This is a genomic window from Soonwooa purpurea, assembly GCF_053891095.1.
This window is the reverse complement of the sequence record NZ_JBSSMA010000001.1, coordinates 278,176-295,088: the sequence shown is the minus strand read 5'-3', so window position 1 is coordinate 295,088 and position 16,913 is coordinate 278,176. Positions and strand designations below refer to the sequence as shown.

Annotated in this window: 17 protein-coding genes; 10 read left to right on the top strand and 7 right to left on the bottom strand. The window is 37.1% G+C overall.

The genetic code is table 11. From position 1 onward, the window contains the following. The first annotated feature begins 23 nt into the window (after positions 1 to 23). Entirely contained in the window at positions 24 to 863 is an 840-nt protein-coding gene (locus ACVFVN_RS01275) for a restriction endonuclease (protein ID WP_456233834.1), read from the top strand. Positions 864 to 904: 41 nt separating this feature from the next. Here ACVFVN_RS01275 and ACVFVN_RS01270 read toward each other — a convergent pair whose 3' ends face one another. Continuing rightward, positions 905 to 1,435 carry a DUF4136 domain-containing protein gene (locus tag ACVFVN_RS01270; RefSeq protein WP_456233833.1) on the bottom strand — a complete coding sequence of 177 codons (531 nt, stop codon included), beginning with the start codon at positions 1,433 to 1,435 and terminating at the stop codon, positions 905 to 907. Beyond that, on the bottom strand, positions 1,432 to 1,620 hold the full coding sequence (locus tag ACVFVN_RS01265; protein WP_165133041.1) for a DUF5522 domain-containing protein: 189 nt from the start codon (positions 1,618 to 1,620) through the stop codon (positions 1,432 to 1,434). Before ACVFVN_RS01265 ends, ACVFVN_RS01270 begins: the two co-directional genes overlap by 4 nt. A gap of 452 nt (positions 1,621 to 2,072) precedes the next feature. On the opposite strand from ACVFVN_RS01265, the gene ACVFVN_RS01260 reads away from it, so the two are divergent. From ACVFVN_RS01260 to ACVFVN_RS01235, 6 genes are all read left to right on the top strand, one after another. After that, the gene (locus ACVFVN_RS01260; protein ID WP_165133039.1) at positions 2,073 to 4,034 is read left to right on the top strand and encodes a KUP/HAK/KT family potassium transporter; all 1,962 of its coding nucleotides are present in this window, start codon (positions 2,073 to 2,075) and stop codon (positions 4,032 to 4,034) included. Positions 4,035 to 4,094: 60 nt separating this feature from the next. Further along, positions 4,095 to 4,568 carry a Fur family transcriptional regulator gene (locus ACVFVN_RS01255; RefSeq protein ID WP_165133037.1) on the top strand — a complete coding sequence of 158 codons (474 nt, stop codon included), beginning with the start codon at positions 4,095 to 4,097 and terminating at the stop codon, positions 4,566 to 4,568. Between the two features lie 3 nt (positions 4,569 to 4,571). Beyond that, entirely contained in the window at positions 4,572 to 6,305 is a 1,734-nt protein-coding gene (locus tag ACVFVN_RS01250; RefSeq protein ID WP_456233832.1) for an OstA-like protein, read from the top strand. Between the two features lie 409 nt (positions 6,306 to 6,714). Further along, complete coding sequence (locus tag ACVFVN_RS01245; protein WP_165137551.1) at positions 6,715 to 7,911, top strand: aspartate aminotransferase family protein; 1,197 nt, start codon at positions 6,715 to 6,717, stop codon at positions 7,909 to 7,911. Positions 7,912 to 8,047: 136 nt separating this feature from the next. Then, on the top strand, positions 8,048 to 8,434 hold the full coding sequence (locus tag ACVFVN_RS01240) for an START-like domain-containing protein (RefSeq protein ID WP_165133033.1): 387 nt from the start codon (positions 8,048 to 8,050) through the stop codon (positions 8,432 to 8,434). A gap of 52 nt (positions 8,435 to 8,486) precedes the next feature. After that, the gene (locus ACVFVN_RS01235) at positions 8,487 to 9,293 is read left to right on the top strand and encodes an aminotransferase class IV (RefSeq protein ID WP_456233937.1); all 807 of its coding nucleotides are present in this window, start codon (positions 8,487 to 8,489) and stop codon (positions 9,291 to 9,293) included. A gap of 29 nt (positions 9,294 to 9,322) precedes the next feature. On the opposite strand, the gene pdxH is transcribed toward ACVFVN_RS01235, so the two are convergent. Further along, a complete protein-coding gene (gene pdxH / locus ACVFVN_RS01230; protein WP_456233831.1) occupies positions 9,323 to 9,967 on the bottom strand; it encodes a pyridoxamine 5'-phosphate oxidase in 645 nt (214 codons plus the stop codon). A 75-nt stretch (positions 9,968 to 10,042) separates the two neighbouring features. Between pdxH and ACVFVN_RS01225 the strand changes: the two genes are divergently transcribed. Beyond that, positions 10,043 to 10,591: a YqgE/AlgH family protein gene (locus ACVFVN_RS01225; RefSeq protein WP_165133029.1), complete on the top strand. Its 549-nt coding sequence runs from the start codon at positions 10,043 to 10,045 to the stop codon at positions 10,589 to 10,591. Positions 10,592 to 10,593: 2 nt separating this feature from the next. On the opposite strand, the gene ACVFVN_RS01220 is transcribed toward ACVFVN_RS01225, so the two are convergent. Next, entirely contained in the window at positions 10,594 to 11,088 is a 495-nt protein-coding gene (locus ACVFVN_RS01220; protein WP_456233830.1) for a Smr/MutS family protein, read from the bottom strand. Continuing rightward, positions 11,085 to 11,579, bottom strand: coding sequence for a metallophosphoesterase family protein (locus ACVFVN_RS01215; RefSeq protein WP_456233829.1), 495 nt, complete (start codon positions 11,577 to 11,579; stop codon positions 11,085 to 11,087). The genes ACVFVN_RS01220 and ACVFVN_RS01215 overlap by 4 nt, the downstream gene beginning before the upstream one ends. 251 nt (positions 11,580 to 11,830) lie before the next feature. On the opposite strand from ACVFVN_RS01215, the gene truA reads away from it, so the two are divergent. Together truA and ACVFVN_RS01205 are read left to right on the top strand one after the other, a co-directional pair. After that, positions 11,831 to 12,568 (top strand): tRNA pseudouridine(38-40) synthase TruA, encoded by a 738-nt coding sequence (gene truA / locus ACVFVN_RS01210; protein ID WP_456233828.1) that lies wholly within the window; start codon positions 11,831 to 11,833, stop codon positions 12,566 to 12,568. A 3-nt stretch (positions 12,569 to 12,571) separates the two neighbouring features. After that, positions 12,572 to 14,317 (top strand): ABC transporter ATP-binding protein, encoded by a 1,746-nt coding sequence (locus ACVFVN_RS01205; protein WP_456233827.1) that lies wholly within the window; start codon positions 12,572 to 12,574, stop codon positions 14,315 to 14,317. A gap of 38 nt (positions 14,318 to 14,355) precedes the next feature. Here the strand turns inward: ACVFVN_RS01205 and ACVFVN_RS01200 are convergent, their stop codons facing one another. Both ACVFVN_RS01200 and ACVFVN_RS01195 read right to left on the bottom strand, forming a co-directional pair. After that, on the bottom strand, positions 14,356 to 15,552 hold the full coding sequence (locus ACVFVN_RS01200; protein ID WP_456233826.1) for an efflux RND transporter periplasmic adaptor subunit: 1,197 nt from the start codon (positions 15,550 to 15,552) through the stop codon (positions 14,356 to 14,358). Between the two features lie 35 nt (positions 15,553 to 15,587). Beyond that, positions 15,588 to 16,859 (bottom strand): ABC transporter permease, encoded by a 1,272-nt coding sequence (locus tag ACVFVN_RS01195; RefSeq protein WP_165133023.1) that lies wholly within the window; start codon positions 16,857 to 16,859, stop codon positions 15,588 to 15,590. Positions 16,860 to 16,913: the final 54 nt, after the last annotated feature.

Sequence of the window (16,913 nt, the reverse complement as noted above, 5' to 3'; positions counted from 1 at the left end):
CTATAATTTTTTAAATATTTAAAATGAAAATCCAAAACAACTTTGGCGAACTTGTGGAGTTTGACCGAACCAAATTAGAAGAATCTCTTAGAAGCTCAGGCGCTAGCGAAGATGCAATTGATAAAGTTGTGAGTTTAATTACTCCAAAATGTTTTGAAGGAATTACGACCAAAGAACTTTATAAAATGGCTTTTGATGCTTTAAAAAAAGTCTCAAATTCGGTAGCTGCACGTTATAGTCTGAAGCGCGCTTTGTTGGAGTTGGGGCCTGCTGGATTTTATTTTGAACAATGGATTTCGAGAGTTTTTCGAGCTTTAGGTTACGAAACTGAAACAGGCCAACATATCAAAGGTCATGCGGTGATGCATGAAGCTGATGTCATTGCACACAAAGGTGAATATACCTATTGGATGGAATGTAAATTTCGTAATGCGGGAGAGGCCAAAATATCTGTCACCACACCGATGTATGTGCTCTCGAGGATTAAAGATATTTCGGGGATAGATTATCAATTGTTCGGAAAAGCAACGCGATTTACAGATGGTTGGTTGGTGACGAATGCTTATTTTACGAGTGATTCTATAGATTTTGGAGAATATTATAATTTGAGAATGTTGTCTTGGGATTATCCTAAAAATAAAGGATTAAAGAATTTGGTGGATGCCAATCTTCTCTATCCCGTAACTTGTTTAACAACAATTAGTGAGTTTGAAAAGACAAAACTTCTAGAAAAGGGATGTGTTTTGGTAAAAGAGTTGGTTGAAAATCCAAAATTTTTGAAAGAACTTCATTTGAAATCTGAGCGTGAACAATTAATGTTGCAGGAAGCTAAAGAATTGTTGGTGAACAAAATCGAGGAATAGACACCAAAAAGGCTTCGAATTTACTCGAAGCCTTTTTATTTTTATTTCCCTTTTTGAGGAGGATAATTAGCCATTATTTCGGCAATTACTTCTGGGATCTGTTTTTGTTTTGATTTTGGAGAATCTACCGAAATGCCACTTCCGACACCTTGCCAAATTAGTTTGTTCGTTTTTGCATCTACCATATCAACAATGATAGTTCCGCTGTTATAATTGCTTGTCCAGGTGTTGTTAACGCCTACGCCCCAACCCCAAGGACCGCCCCAGCCATACATACCATATGGTGAAGAAGATTGTATATCTTGGATTTTCTTGTGCGATGCTTTTACATTAATTATTACATCTGGTGTTTGCGAAGATGTTAATCCTTTGCTCTGTACTTGTTTTGAAAGCTCGTTAAGCACTCGATCTTTATCCAGATCGTTAAGTTTCAAATCATCTGTACGGAACAAATAAGTTTTGTAATCTGTAAAATTTGCTGTGGCAGAATAATCTGACTTTACTTGAAAAGGACTACAAGAGGTTACCAATCCTGCTACTGCTAAGCCTAAAATAAAAAGATATTTTTTCATTGCTGGAGGTTATTTTTTTTAACTTTAGAAAATGTGTCAGTTCTTTTATCATAGCCGTAAGGACAATGTCTACAGCCGTTTTTGCAACAATATCCACGTTTGAGGTGAAAAGTTGCGGTGAAAACTTTGTATCCGTTCTCGTTATAATAAAAGTCTTCATTTTCTTTGATTTCAATTTTAGCCATAAGTTAAATTGTTTTCAAAAAAATATATCTTTGATATATGATTGTTGTGTTAAGAACTTTTCTCAAAAGTATGAAAATTTCGGGGATTACTTTGTTTCCTTTTATTATTCTTCAAAGAAAAGAAGATTGTAAGAATCGGGTTTTGATTAATCATGAACGCATACATCTGCGACAGCAGTTGGAGTTGTTAATTTTGCCGTTTTACTTTTTATATGTTACAGAATATATTCTGCGCCTTATTTATTTAAGAAATCGATACCAGGCTTACCGTGCGATATCTTTTGAAAAGGAAGCTTATGAAAATGAAACGGATTTTAATTATCTGAGAAACAAAGGCTTTTGGTCTTTTTTAAATTACTTGAAATGATACTTATTTTTAATGAAAAAAAATAATAACAAGATGTATTTTCGTTCCTAAAATAATATAAATTTGCACTTTATTTTTTCAAACAATGGCACAAACTTCTAGTGGTCATATAGACATCAAAAAGCTTTCTTTCTTCGGCGTTATCGTTTCGTTGGGTATCGTCTTTGGCGACATCGGTACATCGCCTTTGTATGTGATGAAAGCTATTATCAATGCTGGTAAGTCTGGCGGAATTATTTCGGAAGAATATATAGAGGGTGCATTGTCTTGTATTATCTGGACCATTACGCTACAGACAACCCTTAAGTACGTTATTATAGCTTTGCGAGCAGACAACAAAGGAGAAGGTGGAATACTTTCTCTTTATTCTTTGGTGAAACGAATTCGTAAGAAATGGTTGTATATTATTGCAATAATAGGTGCTGCTGCTTTGGTGGCAGATAGTATTATTACGCCATCCTTAACCGTGATGTCGGCTGTTGAAGGTCTAGAGCTTGTGGTGCATAATCCGCCAGTTGTACCTATTACTTTAACTATATTGTTTATTATATTTATTGTGCAACAATTTGGGACGAGTTTTATTGGGAAGTTTTTTGGACCAGTTATGGTGATTTGGTTTTTGATGTTGGGGACATTGGGGCTTTATCATCTCTTGGACGCGCCTTATATTTTAAAGGCTTTTAATCCGATCTACGCTGTAAAATTAATTTATAATTCGCCTTCAGCCATTATTATTTTAGGTGCGGTTTTTCTTTGTACTACTGGGGCAGAAGCACTTTATTCGGATCTTGGACATTGCGGAAAAAGTAATATTAGAATTAGTTGGATTTTTGTAAAAGCCATGTTGATTCTTAATTATCTTGGTCAAGGCGCATGGTTACTAAACAACTATCATGAGGTGTTTAATGGTAAAAATCCTTTCTTCGGAATTATGCCAGAATGGTTTATCCTTCCTGGTGTTATCATCGCAACTGCGGCGGCAATTATTGCCAGTCAATCGGTAATTACAGGAGCATTTACCATGTTTTCGGAAGCAATGTCCATTAACCTTTGGCCAAATCAACAAATCGATTATCCATCGGGTATCAAAGGGCAAATGTATATCCCTAGAATCAATTGGGGAATATTTTTGATGTGCGTTATTATTGTCGTATTCTTCAAAGAGTCGGGTAGAATGGAAGCCGCTTATGGACTTTCTATTACGGTAACCATGTTGATGACGACGATTTTGTTGGTATTTTGGTTTTTCAAAACAAGAACGCCAAAAATTTGGATTGCTTTATTTGGTGTTACCTATTTAACCATCGAGCTTGGATTCTTTAGTGCCAATATTATTAAATTCTTCGAAGGCGGGTGGATTTCTGTGTTGCTAGCAGGTTTCATCGGAATTTGTATGTACGGCTGGTATAATGGTCGAAAAATTAAAACGCAGTTTGTTAAATTTGTCAAACTTAACAATTATGTATCCACTATTATGGATATGAAATTGGACGAGACAATTCCCAAATATGCTACGAATTTAGCCTTCTTCAGCCGCGCCCAAAAAGAAGACGAAGTCGAGTCAAAAATTATTTATTCTATTATAAAATCGCAACCGAAAAGAGCCGATCATTATTTTATCTTAAGTGTTATTAATCAGGAAGAGCCTTATACTTTCAAATACCATCTTGAAGAAATTCTTCCAGGTACGATTTATAAAGTAAATTTCTTGCTTGGTTTCAAAGTCGATCGAAGAATTAGCGATTATTTTGGACAGGTTTTGGACGATATGATGGACGAAGAGATGATTCCTTCTAAGAGCAGCTATCCGTCATTACGATCGCATAATATCCCACCAGACCTCAAATTTGTGATCATCGACAATGTCTATATCAACGATTATCTATTAAATATCCGTGAAAAACTCATCATGAATGTTTATAATTTTGTCAGAACTATGGGTAGCAATGATTTCAAAGCCTATGGTGTAGCCTCTCACAATGTGGTTGTTGAGTCGGCGCCACTTTTGGAGCAAGGTTATGTACACGACAAAATTAGAAAAGTCTAGACTTGGTGACTTGCTAATCATTACAAAAATTAATTGTAATTTTGTCCTATCGAATCGATTATGGAGACAACACAAAAAGAACTAAATGTAGTAACAATCAAAGATGTATTAAGACAATATCTTTTAGAAAAAGGTTTTAGAAATACACCAGAACGTTATACCATTTTAGAAGAAATATACAACTTGGACCATCACTTCAATGTTGATGATTTATACCTGATTATGATGCAAAAAAAGTATCATGTCAGCAAAGCGACGATTTATAATACAATTGAGATTTTCTTGGATGCAGGTCTTATCAGAAAGCATCAATTCGGAGAAAAAACATTGAGTTCATCATCTTATGAGAAATCCTATTTTGATAAACAACACGATCACTTGGTCATTTATAAAGATGGCACCGATAAGGAAATCGCCGAGATTATTGAATTTTGCGATCCAAGAATTCAAGGTATCAAAGAATCTATTGAACAAGCTTTTGGTGTTAAAATAGACACGCATTCGCTTTATTTTTATGGCCATAAGAAGTCATAAGGAATGAACAAATTTTTTCTATTATTTTTAATATTCAGCCTATCGGGATTGTTTCGGATTGTCGCGCAGACACCTGATAATAACAACCCGAGAGATCCTTTTTTTGCGCCCAAGCCCCAACAGGAACAAGCGTCAAAAGTTCAGCACATACACTCCGATGAGTCTGGCGTAAAACCCGATCAGTACGAAGGAAATCTTGTCTTTTCGGGAAATGTTAAATTTGAACATCAAGGTTCGGTTCTTACAGCTGACAAAGTCGTTTTATATCAAAAAGAAAATTTCCTGAAAGCCATCGGAAATGTTGCATTGCTAAACGCCGATGGTACCAAAATTACGGCTGAGGAAATGGAATATGACGGAAATTCGCAACGTGGTATCGCACGCCGAAATGTTGTATTGACCGATCCCAAGCAAAGCATCAAAACCGAAATTTTATATTACGACCGTGTTCCTAATACAGCCTATTTTAATACAGGAGGAACAATTTCTGATGGACAAAACATCATGTACACCAAGTCAGCAACCTATTATGTCAATACAAAAGACATCGATTTTGTCGGACACTCTACCATTGATGCTAAAGATTACACGATAGAAAGTGATAATATCAAAACCAATCAAACAACAAAACTTTCAAAATTCTTTGGACCTACAACCATTCGTAGTAAAACGAATTACGGAAATTATGTCTACACAGAATTGGGCGAGCACGATGGGAAAACAGGTATTTCGCACCTTAGAAAAAACTCAAGAATTCACTACAACGGAAAAATTCTTACAGGAGACGAGCTCGTTTATAACAGAAATACAGGCTTTGGAAAAGGAACAGGAAATGTCATGCTGGACGATCCCAAAGAAAAACGTTTTATCAAAGGGGGTTACGCAGAAATCTATGAGCTAAAAGATTCTGCGATGATAACCAACAAGCCTTACGCCGTTAAGATTTTCGAAAAAGACTCCATGTATATTTCTGCAGATCGATTTTTAAGTTTTCAAAAACCCGATTCTACCAATCAGAAAAAAAGCTATCTACGCGCTTATCACAAGGTTCGCGTTTTCAAAACCAATATGCAAGCACGCGCCGATTCGATGTCTTATAATGAGACCGATGGCATTTTGCATTTGATGAAAAATCCAATACTTTGGTCAGGAACCAAGCAGATTACAGGTGATGAGGTCAAGGTTTTTATGAACACCACGACGCAAGATATCGACTCGGTAAAAGTCCTTGGAAATGCCTTTGCTATTAGCAAAGTGGACTCTCTGAATATGAAAGACGAGTTCCATCAAATCAAAAGCAAATGGATGGGAATTTATTTCGAAAAAGGTCAAATCAAAAAAGCCGTAGCTGTCGAAAATGCCGAATCCATCGCTTACGCCGACGAAGAAAACGAAAAAACAAAAGAGATGAGCCGCATTGGTGTGGCCATTGCTGTGTGCGGACAGATCGAGGCGGACTTTATCGAAAAACGCCTGGAGACGGTGACTTGCCGTATTGGCGCGCAATCCGACATCTATCCCATGAGTATGTTGCCACGCGAAAAACGATTTTTTCCAGACTTCAACTGGAATACCAAAGACCGACCGAAAAAATGGGAAGATATCTTCCTCGATACGCCCAATTATGAAGAAATTGTCTATGAGTCCGACAACAAACTTTACGACTTGGCAGAAGCAGAACGTCAAAAACAAGCCGAAAAAAACAAACCCAAAACGCCCGTTCGCGAGAAACGATAATATTTTAAAACATACTTTGGCCTCATAAGTTTTCAAAATTTATGAGGCTTTTATTTGGGCGCCATTTCCGTCTTCGGCTCCCACTCTTTTGCTCGGCATAGCCTCTCGCAAAAGGAGTTACACCTACGCCGGGGCGCAGATTAGGATTTCTATTTTATAATTGTCAATTAGTAATCATAATACTTCAATATTGTCACTCCGAAAGTAGCAAAGCAAGTTGAGGAATCTAAGGTTCGGTAACGTTAATGACAAAAAATGTTTAGATTTAAAAACATACAGCATAAAGATTAAATGAAAAATTCTCCTAAATTTTAAAGATTATTTTGATAAAAGCTTTGACTTGGTTTTTAGTTCAATTTCTAGGTCGTAAATTTGCATCTTCATAAAGTTTTAGAATTTTAAAATGGATATCAAAAATAATTTCTTCAAATATCAAGCACAGACAACACCTTATGCAGCCGGTTTCGAAGTCGAAAGAGCAGAAGGTAGTTACATCTACGGAAAAGACGGAAAAGCTTATCTAGATTTTGTTGCTGGTGTATCGGCAAACACATTAGGACATTCGCACCCGAAAGTCGTTAACGCCATCAAAAATCAAGCGGACAAATATCTTCACGTTATGGTATATGGCGAATATGCACAAGAAGCTCCTGTTAAACTGTGTCGGCTATTGGCAGAAGCAACGCCCGAGCCTTTGGAAGTTACCTATCTTGTTAACAGTGGCGCAGAAGCAATCGATGGTGCGCTAAAACTTGCCAAAAGATATACGGGGAGAGAAGAGATTGTTGCCTTCAAAAATGCTTATCACGGGAATACACATGGCGCGCTGAGTGTGGCTGGCAACGAAGTGCACAAGCGTGAGTTTCGCCCACTATTACCCATGATTGACTTTATTGAATATGATAACCAAAACGATTTTGGACAAATCACCGAAAAAACGGCTTGCGTTATTGTAGAAACCATTCAGGGGGCAGCAGGCTTTATAACACCGTCGCAAGATTATTTTATCAACCTTAAAAAACATTGTGAAAAAGTCGGTGCATTGTTGATTTTGGATGAGATTCAGCCTGGTTTTGGAAGAACCGGAAAATTATTTGCTTTCGAACACTATGGCATTGTTCCCGATATTTTGGTGATGGGAAAAGGTATGGGCGGCGGAGTTCCTGTAGGCGCTTTTATGGCATCTCGCGAGATTATGGACAGTTTATCCCATTCGCCGAAGTTAGGACATATTACGACTTTTGGCGGTAACCCATTGATTGCTGCGGCGTGTTTAGCTACTTTAGAAGAAGTTTTAGAAAGTGGACTTATGACCTTAACGGACGAGAAAGAGCAGCTTTTCCGAGAACTATTGGTACATCCAAATATTAAAAAAGTAAATGGCAAAGGTCTCATGTTGGCAGTAGATCTCGGAAGTCCAGAATTTACTTTGGCGGTTGCAAAACGTTGCATGGAAAAAGGTCTTATTGTTTTCTGGCAACTCTACCGCAATGAGTTTTTAAGAATTTCACCACCATTGACGATTTCTAATGAAGAAATTACGATAGGATGCCAAATAATTTTGGAAGCTATCGATGAGGTTAAGAATTTAGATAAAAACTATTAAATCAAAGTATTAAAGAATTAGTGATTAAGTGACAAAAAACATGTTTTTTTGTGATTTATTTTATTTTTAAGCTTAATAAAGCATTTGCAAATAAGAAATTAATTTATATATTGCGCCCTGATTATAAATACGATTTATGGCAAAAACGAAAGTTCACTACGAATATAATATGCACTGTCTATCAGAGATATTGTACGAGTATTTAGCAAGTGCGGAAGGTCTGTCAGAGTGGTTTGCCGATGAAGTGGTAGAACGTGGAGATGATTTTTATTTTAGCTGGGGAGGTGGGCCTGCCGAGAGAGCAACGCTTATCCGTTACAAACCAGAGAGTTTTGTTCGTTTCCGTTGGGAAGAAGACGAAGGTTCAAAATATTTCTTCGAGTTAACAATTATCATCGATGAGCTTACCGAAGATTTGTCGCTCAATATAACTGATTTTTGTGACGAAGGAGATGAGGAAGAAAATCGTCTATATTGGGAAAACCTCATAGAAAACCTTAAAATAAAATTAGGTGCAGCCTAGTTAAACTTATAAAAATGGACGATATTTATCGTTCATTATTTTTTTATTTATGATGCAAAAGTTACAATATATAGAAGACAATCTACAAACGGTCAACCGCGCATTTTTATACGGAGATGCGGTAAAAGTGTCCTTTTTTGTGCGCAACAATACGCTAATCATGGCGGAAGAAGTTTACTTTTTCCTCATGGCGTCGATGCGCAAAATGCGATTTGATATTCCGTTGTCTTACACCTTAGAGTTTTTTCAAGAGCTTTTTCAGAAAGAAGTTTTAGAAAAAAATATTCAGAATGCGATTATAGATTTTATGGTTTATCGTGAAGAAGCAGATAAAGCTAATCTCCCGAAAGCCAAAACTTCTTTTTATTTTGAAGTGAAAGAAGTTAGCGATCCATTAGCTATCCAAGGAACAATCGAATTGGATATGATAAAAGAAATTAATGTCAATGCCAATCTTCTTAGCAATATCAAAGTGCATTGTCCTGAGAATATCTATGCTAGCATTTATGCCAGAGATAATGATTTGGACGATTTGATATTATTAAATCCCAGCAAACGTATTGCGAGAAGTATCTTTGGGAATCTTTTGTTTTTGCAAGACAATGTGATTAAAATTCCGAAACAGACAGAAGGTGCTTATATTTCGCCACTTATGGAAAACTTTGTCACCTTTGTTCATAAAAATAAATTGGCAGAAATAGAAGAAGCGGAGATTATTGCTTTCGAATCCCAAAAGTCTGATGAAATTATTAGAATATCAGATGAAAAAGGAATTCATATTGTTTCCAAAATCAGAAGCAAAAGCTTTGACTCGACAAGATTTACAGAAATGCTAGACGCTTGGAAGTTGAGTTTCTAAAGTTTTTCTAAAATATAAAAAAGACTCGCTTACGGTGCGAGTCTTTTTATTTTCCAGTCAAGATTGTTTTCTAATTGGTATAGTATGCGGTCATGCAGTCGGTTGGGACGACCTTGCCAAAATTCGATCTCGTAAGGTCTTGCCAGATAACCTCCCCAGTTTTCGGGTCTTGGGATTTCCTTGCCTTCCCATTCTTTTTCCAAATCCTGAAGTTTATTTTCTAAAAACTCACGATTGGGGATTTCATGACTTTGTGGCGAAACCAAAGCACCCAATTGACTGCCCCGTGGTCTCGAATGAAAGTAACCGTCGCTGAGGTTAGGCGCTATTTTTTCAAGATTGGCTTTGATGATGATTTGACGTTCTAGACTTGGCCAAAAAAAATGCAAACAAGCTTTATGATTGGATTCAATAGCTTGACCTTTGCGACTGTCATAATTGGTGTAGAATATAAAACCTTCGGCGCTATATGCTTTTAATAAAACCATTCGCGTGCGTGGGCAGCCGTCAGACTCTAACGTTGAAATTGCCATCGCATTGGCTTCTGCGACCAACGGATTTTCTTCTGCATCTAAGAACCAATCCCGAAATTGTTCAATTGGATTTTCGCGGATTTCTGATTCTGCAAGTTCTGCTTTTTCGTAAGATTTTCTGTGTTGATGAAGATCTTCCATATTTGAAATGTTAAATTACCAAAGTTCTATTTCAAAAAAATTGGCGTAAAATATAATTTTACTTAGTTTTGAGTTATGAATAACTCTTACAAAGGTAAACTTTTAATCTCAACACCTGACGCATCGGGCGATATATTTTCGCGCTCGGTGGTCCTGATGGTTCAGCATGATAGACATGGCGGATTCGGTCTTATACTCAACAAAAAGAATAAAATGATGAGCGATAGATTGTTGGATATTTTTGGTTTCGAAGTAGAAGTGTATGACGGAGGACCAGTAGAACGCGAGAAGATATTTTTTATCATTAAAGGTGAGCCAATTACCGAGAAACATAGCCTTATTAATGACGATTTTTATTTGACAGAAGATATCGAAAAAGTCGTTGCAGCCATTGTTGATGAAAAGCTTAATCTTTCCGATGTTAAGGTTTTTGCAGGTTATTCTGGTTGGGCAGCGATGCAGCTAGAAACAGAAATTAGAAGTAAATATTGGACGGTGGTAGATGTCTATAATCTAGATTATACCTTCCCGAATGATAGAGGGCTTTGGCGCGATATTATGCAAAATTTGGGCGGCGATTTTTTGATTTTTGCAAACTCGCCAGATGATGTAACTATGAACTAATTTTATTTGAAAATAAGTTCCAAACTACCCGATTGATGAAAGAAAAATCCATCGTCGTCATACTCGATATCTGCTAGACCTTCGACAACCTCGTGCACCATATTTTGTAAAACACCATCGCCGATACCGTGGATAATAATCATTCGTTTCAGTTTGTGAGTTCTGCAGAAGTCGATGGCTTCCAAAAGTTTTTCTTTTTGTATCATTAATCTTTCAAAGGACTCGTATTCATAAGGTTTTTTTACCAAATTTTCGAAGTGAAGGTCAATACGAAAAGCATCTTTTTTATGTTTTTTAGAAATGGGCTTGGACGTTTCTTTTTTTACAGAAACCTTAATGTTTTCGTAAAGACTTTTGTCTAAAAGAATAACTTTTTCTTTTGGATAAAAGTGAATAAAACCAAACGCGTCTTTGATATCAAAACCATTTGGCTTAACAGAAGTGATGTGTCCACGCAGGTCATCATCCAAAATACTTACAGCATCTCCGATTTTCATTTTGGTCCCAATTCTATAATTTCTAAATCTTTAATTTCTTTCCCGATAATACTGAAGCGCATCATGGTTCGGACTTTGTGCCAACCTTGTTTTCCACAAGCGCCGGGGTTGAGATGCAGAAGCTTGTTCTTCTCATCATACATCGCCTTAAGGATATGAGAATGTCCCGAAATAAATAATTGCGGTTGTTCGGACGCAATATATTGTTTTGCCAAAGCGGTATATTTTCCAGGATAACCACCGATATGAATCATCAACACTTTAACATCTTCGCACATGAAGCTTTTGACTTCCGGAAAGATTGTTCGGATTTTTGCCTCATCGATATTGCCAAATACGCCTGTCAAAGGTTTTAGCTTTTCCAGTTCTTCGATGACGTGCATATTTCCAAAATCGCCTGCATGCCAAACTTCATCCGCGTCTTTGGCGTAAGATAAAATTCGGTCATCCATGTAAGAATGCGTATCGGAAAGTAGCAAAATCCTTTTCATGTTGCAAAGGTCTTGTTTTTTTGTGAGGTTTGAAAGGTTGTTAAATTAAAATTGAGCAAGCTAACTTCTGTTGACCTATCCCGCGTTAGGGATGGCAGCGGCATCCTTCTGTAGAGGTGGCTGAGCGGAGCCGAAGCCAACTCTACAGAAAGATATAGCGAACAGCCCGACTTTTTTGGGATGGAAAAGCGAGGGCGAAAAAGGAACGCCCAAATTATTTTTATTGGAAAAAAATCAGGAAATTTGCACCAATGCGATACTTTATAGAATTTTCTTACGATGGTGCGCCATACTTTGGTTATCAGATACAACCGAACCAAATTACTGTCCAGGAGGAACTGGAAAAAGCTTTGTCCGTGCTACTTCGCCAACCGATAAAAACAACGGGCGCGGGCAGAACAGATACGGGCGTGCATGCGAAGAAAATTTTTGCGCATTTTGAGTATAATGAAGTTTTGATGCCCAATTTGGTGCATCGCCTTAACAGCTTTCTTCCAGAGAGCATTGCTGTAAAACGTATTTTTGAAGTGGCAGACGATGCTCATGCCCGTTTTAGTGCGACGTACAGAACTTACAATTATTTTATTTCTGAAGAAAAAGATCCTTTTACAAAAGATTCGGCGTGGCAAATGTGGCGCAAAAAATTGGATGTCGATGCGATGAACGAAGCTTGTAAAATATTGTTCGAGTATTCGGATTTTACAAGTTTTGCAAAGCTTCATGCGGATAACAAAACCAATATTTGTAAAATCTATCACGCAAATTGGGAACAAGACGAAAGTTTGTTGAAATTTACGATTTCGGCAGATCGTTTTTTGAGAAATATGGTTCGTGCAATTGTTGGAACAATGGTGGAAGTCGGCAGTAGTAAGCTGAAGCCAGAGGATATGCATCGCGTCATCAAAGAGCAACATCGCAACTCAGCGGGAACATCGGCGCCGGCGCACGGACTTTTTTTGGTAGATGTTGGTTATGATTTTTTAGATTAAAACATGGAAAAGCAAAATACTTGGGACATAGTTAAAAGACTCTTTGTGATTGGGATGAAGTTCCGGTCTTGGTTTATTTTGACTTTAATTATTTCAATTTTGTTGTCAATTGTGTCGACATATCGACCTTATTTGACGATGGAAATTGTCGATAATGATATCACGAAACTGAAAGATACAGGATTGATGATGAAGCATATCTATATCCTAATAGGATTAGTAATTGCGGAAATGTTGCTCAATTTTTTCCTAGTTTACTTTTCGAATTTTATCTCACAGAATGTGATTCGGGATATTCGTGAAAGACTTTATCATAAGCTGATTTATTTCAAAACATCTTTTTTTGATAAAACCGCTTTGGGACAGTTGGTGACACGTGCTGTTGGCGATGTGGAGACGATTGCGGTGGTCTATACGGACGGTTTTTTGATGGTTTTTGGTGACATCTTAAGAATTGCATTTGTGTTATTTATGATGTTCCAAACGAATGTGGAGCTCAGTTATATTTCGTTAGCGATTTTACCATTAATGGTGATTATAACGCGTATTTTCCAAAAGAGACTTAAAAAGGCTTTTGGTGACGAGCGTAGCTGGACTGCGATACAAAATAGTTTTGTACAAGAACGCCTGTCTGGGATGTCTATTATTCAGGTTTTTAATCGTCAAGAAGCGGAGTTTAAAAAGTTTGATGATATTAATATTCAGCTGAAAGCAGCTTTGTTGAGAACAGTTTTTATCTTCTCATTGTTCTTTCCTGTAGTTGAATTGATTTCGTCAATTTTCATTGGTTTTATCTTGTTTTATGGTGGTTTTATCGAGGCGAAAGCGGGTGTTATTATCGCCTTTATTCAGTTTATCAATATGCTGATTCGACCATTGCGCCAGATTGCGGATCGATTTAATAATATCCAAAGAGGATTGGTGGGTGCCGAGCGTGTTTTGGGCGTTATGGATGAAGATAATGCGATGCCCAATGAAGGTAAAATTGTTAAAAGTGAATTTGATGGTAAAATTGAATTTAAAGATGTTCGTTTTGCTTATGATGAAAAACAAGAAGTTCTGAAAGGCATTAGTTTTAAAGTTAATCCTGGCGAAACGGTGGCGATAGTTGGTGCCACTGGCGCTGGAAAATCTACTATAATTAGCTTAATCACAAGATTGTACGATATCAATTCTGGCGAGATTCTTTTGGATGATGTCGAAATCCGTGATTATGAATTGTATAATTTAAGAAGTCATATTGGTGTGGTTCTACAAGATGTTTTCTTGTTCCATGGTTCTATTTTTGAAAATTTAACTTTGGGTGACGAAAGCATCACGATGGAGCAAATTAAAAAAGTGGCACAAGAGATTGAAGTAGATGATTTTATTGAAAGTCTTCCAGGTGGTTACAATTATGTTGTTAGCGAAAGAGGATCGTCGATTTCACTTGGACAACGTCAACTTTTATCATTTTTAAGAGCTTATTTGTCGGATCCTAAAATTTTGATTTTGGACGAAGCGACTTCTTCCATCGATCATGAAAGTGAAAAACTAATACAACGTGCCACCGAAAAAATTACGAAAGAACGAACGTCCATTATCATTGCGCATCGATTGTCAACCATCGAAAAAGCTGATAAAATAATCGTCATGGAAAAAGGTAAAATCGTTGAAGAAGGCCGTCACGAAGACCTTCTCGCACTTAATGGTTATTATGCCTTGTTGTACAATAATCAATCTCGCGATAGCTTGTCTGAGGAGGAATAATAAAAAAAGCGATTTAGTTAGAAATCGCTTTTTTTTTGCTATTTGTTTTTCTTTTCTTTGAGTTCTTCTTTGTCTTTATCAGAAGGATTCCAAACTTTAACTTCCGCATTTTTATCAATGCCTGAAAGGATTTGTACACGAATACCGTCGCTGGCGCCTAGCTTAACATAGACTTTCTTGAAACTGCCATCGGGCTGTTTTACTTCCACAAAAGATTTGTCAACATTATTTACTTTTTCATACTGTATTAAAGATTCATCCAATAACAACGCATTTTTTTGACTGTCCAAGACGATTTCGCCATTAGCACTGAAACCTGCACGGATATATTCATTGGTTTTATTGAAAACATCGCCTTCCACAGAGAATTTTATTGTTCCCGTTTCCTCTTTACCTTTTGGTGCGATAAGTGTTAATTTGCCAGGGAAGTTTTTGTTTTGAAGCGCACCGATAACGATGTTCATGTCCATGCCTTCTTTAAGTTTTCCCGCTTGGGCTTCATCAATCGTTCCTTGGAAAATTAATGAACCCAAATCTGCGATAGAACAAATGGTTGTTCCAGGGTTGAAAGCATTGGCTTCGATAACTTGGCTACCAACTTTCACAGGAATTTCTAAAACTGTTCCCGCAGCTTTTGCCCGAATTTGTGTTGTCGCCATACCTTGCAATTCTGGCGTTGCCCCTGTTTTTACAATTTGCAATCTTTTTTGCGCGGCATTTAGGGATTGGTTGGCAATTTTCTGTTGCTGTACAGTACTCTCATATTGTTGTTGTGCGGTGATGTATTCTTGTTTAGAAATCACACCTTGCTTGTACAGTTTATCTTGCATCGCAAATTGTTTCTGTTGATTAGAAACATTTATTTGAGCATTCTTAACTTGTATTTCAGCATTGTTAATTTCCTGCATCGCACCATTAACATCGGAAACGGTTGGGATAATTCTCAATGTTGCAAGTAGTTGTCCAGCGGTAACTTTGTCGCCTTCGTCCACTTCAATACTGGTAATAATCCCAGACATATTGGGTTTTATCTCAATCTCTTCGCGAGGGACAATTTTTCCTGTTGCCATGACTTTGTCCTCAAGATTAGAAATTGTAGGTTTTCTCGTTAAGAAGATTTCCTTTTCTGCCGAGTTGGATTTTACGACATAGCTAATTCCCATAACCAAAGCGCCTAGAACAACAAGTCCGAGTAGGATGTAGAGAAATTTTTTGATGGTGAACTTCTTTTTCATTCTGAAAAGTATATAGTTAGTATTATTTTTAAATATTATTCGGTTCTTAAAGCTTCGATAGGTTTTATTTTGACGGCTCTTTGTGCGGGAATCATGCCTATTAATAAGCCTAAAACCAGCATAATTGCCAAGGCAGAAAATACATTGGAATAGTCCACCGTGGGATTATAAAACGGAAAGCTGTCATTATTGGCAGTGGCAAGATTAAGTCCCATGAGTAAAAATATCCCAAATAAAAATCCGATTAAACCCGAAGACAACGTAATCACCACACTTTCTAATAAAATCTGGTTGCGCACTTCGCTTGGTTTTGCACCTAGTGCTCTACGGATTCCGATTTCTTTGGTACGTTCTTTCACGGTAATTAAAAGGATATTTGAAATGGCAATAACGCCCGCCAAAATGGTTAATGTTCCTACTGTGATGGTCAAAAATTGCATACCAGTAAGAAAACCTGTAAGTTTTTTAAATTCTTTGCCGAGGTTAAAACTTCCAAAAGCATTGGTGTCTTCTGGAGAAGCGTGGTATTCTTTTTTAAGTTCTGTTTTTGCGAGGTCTTCCACAGTGCTGACATTGGCGTCTGGCTTACTCACGATGGCAAAAAAGTCGACAACATCACCAGCATTATATAGCTTGTTATACGTAGAAAATGGGATATAGGCAGACTGGTCACTTTCCAAAGGACCGCCAGCTTTTCCAACACGGAAAACGCCAATGACTGTAAAAAATACCCCTTTTATGTTAACGGATTTTCCGATTGGGTTTTCGTTTTTCTTGGCATCAAAAAGGTTTTTATAAACTTCTTCTCCAATGACAACAACATTTTTGCTACTCGTAACATCGGGATCGTTGATGTATCTTCCGAACAAAAGCTTCTTTTGAGATATTAAATTTCCGACAGGATAATCGCCCGTTAACATGTAAGTTGCTGATTTTCCGTTTCTCGCAATTTGCTCCGGAGGATTTCCAAAATTACCTCTTGCACTTTGCGGAGATATATAATCGATTTGCGGAATTTTAGATTTTAATAAATTATCATCTTTTAGACGAAGCTTCATTGTTCTTCCTTTTGGGAAACCATCATACGGAATGCTGGTATTTTGTGCCCAAAGAAAAATAGAGTTGGTAGCAAAACCAGAAAATAATTTGTTAAAACCATTTTCCATACCTTTTGCAGCACCAAGTAAGCTGACATACAAAAACATTCCCCAACCCACGCCAATCATGGTGAGAAACGTCCGGAGTTTATTATTACTCAATGAATAATATATCTCCTGCCATGTATCTAAACTGAATAAGATTTTCATTTTTTTGGGTTAACGTTTTATTTTTTTATTTAAATCAAACACTAAGGTTTTTAT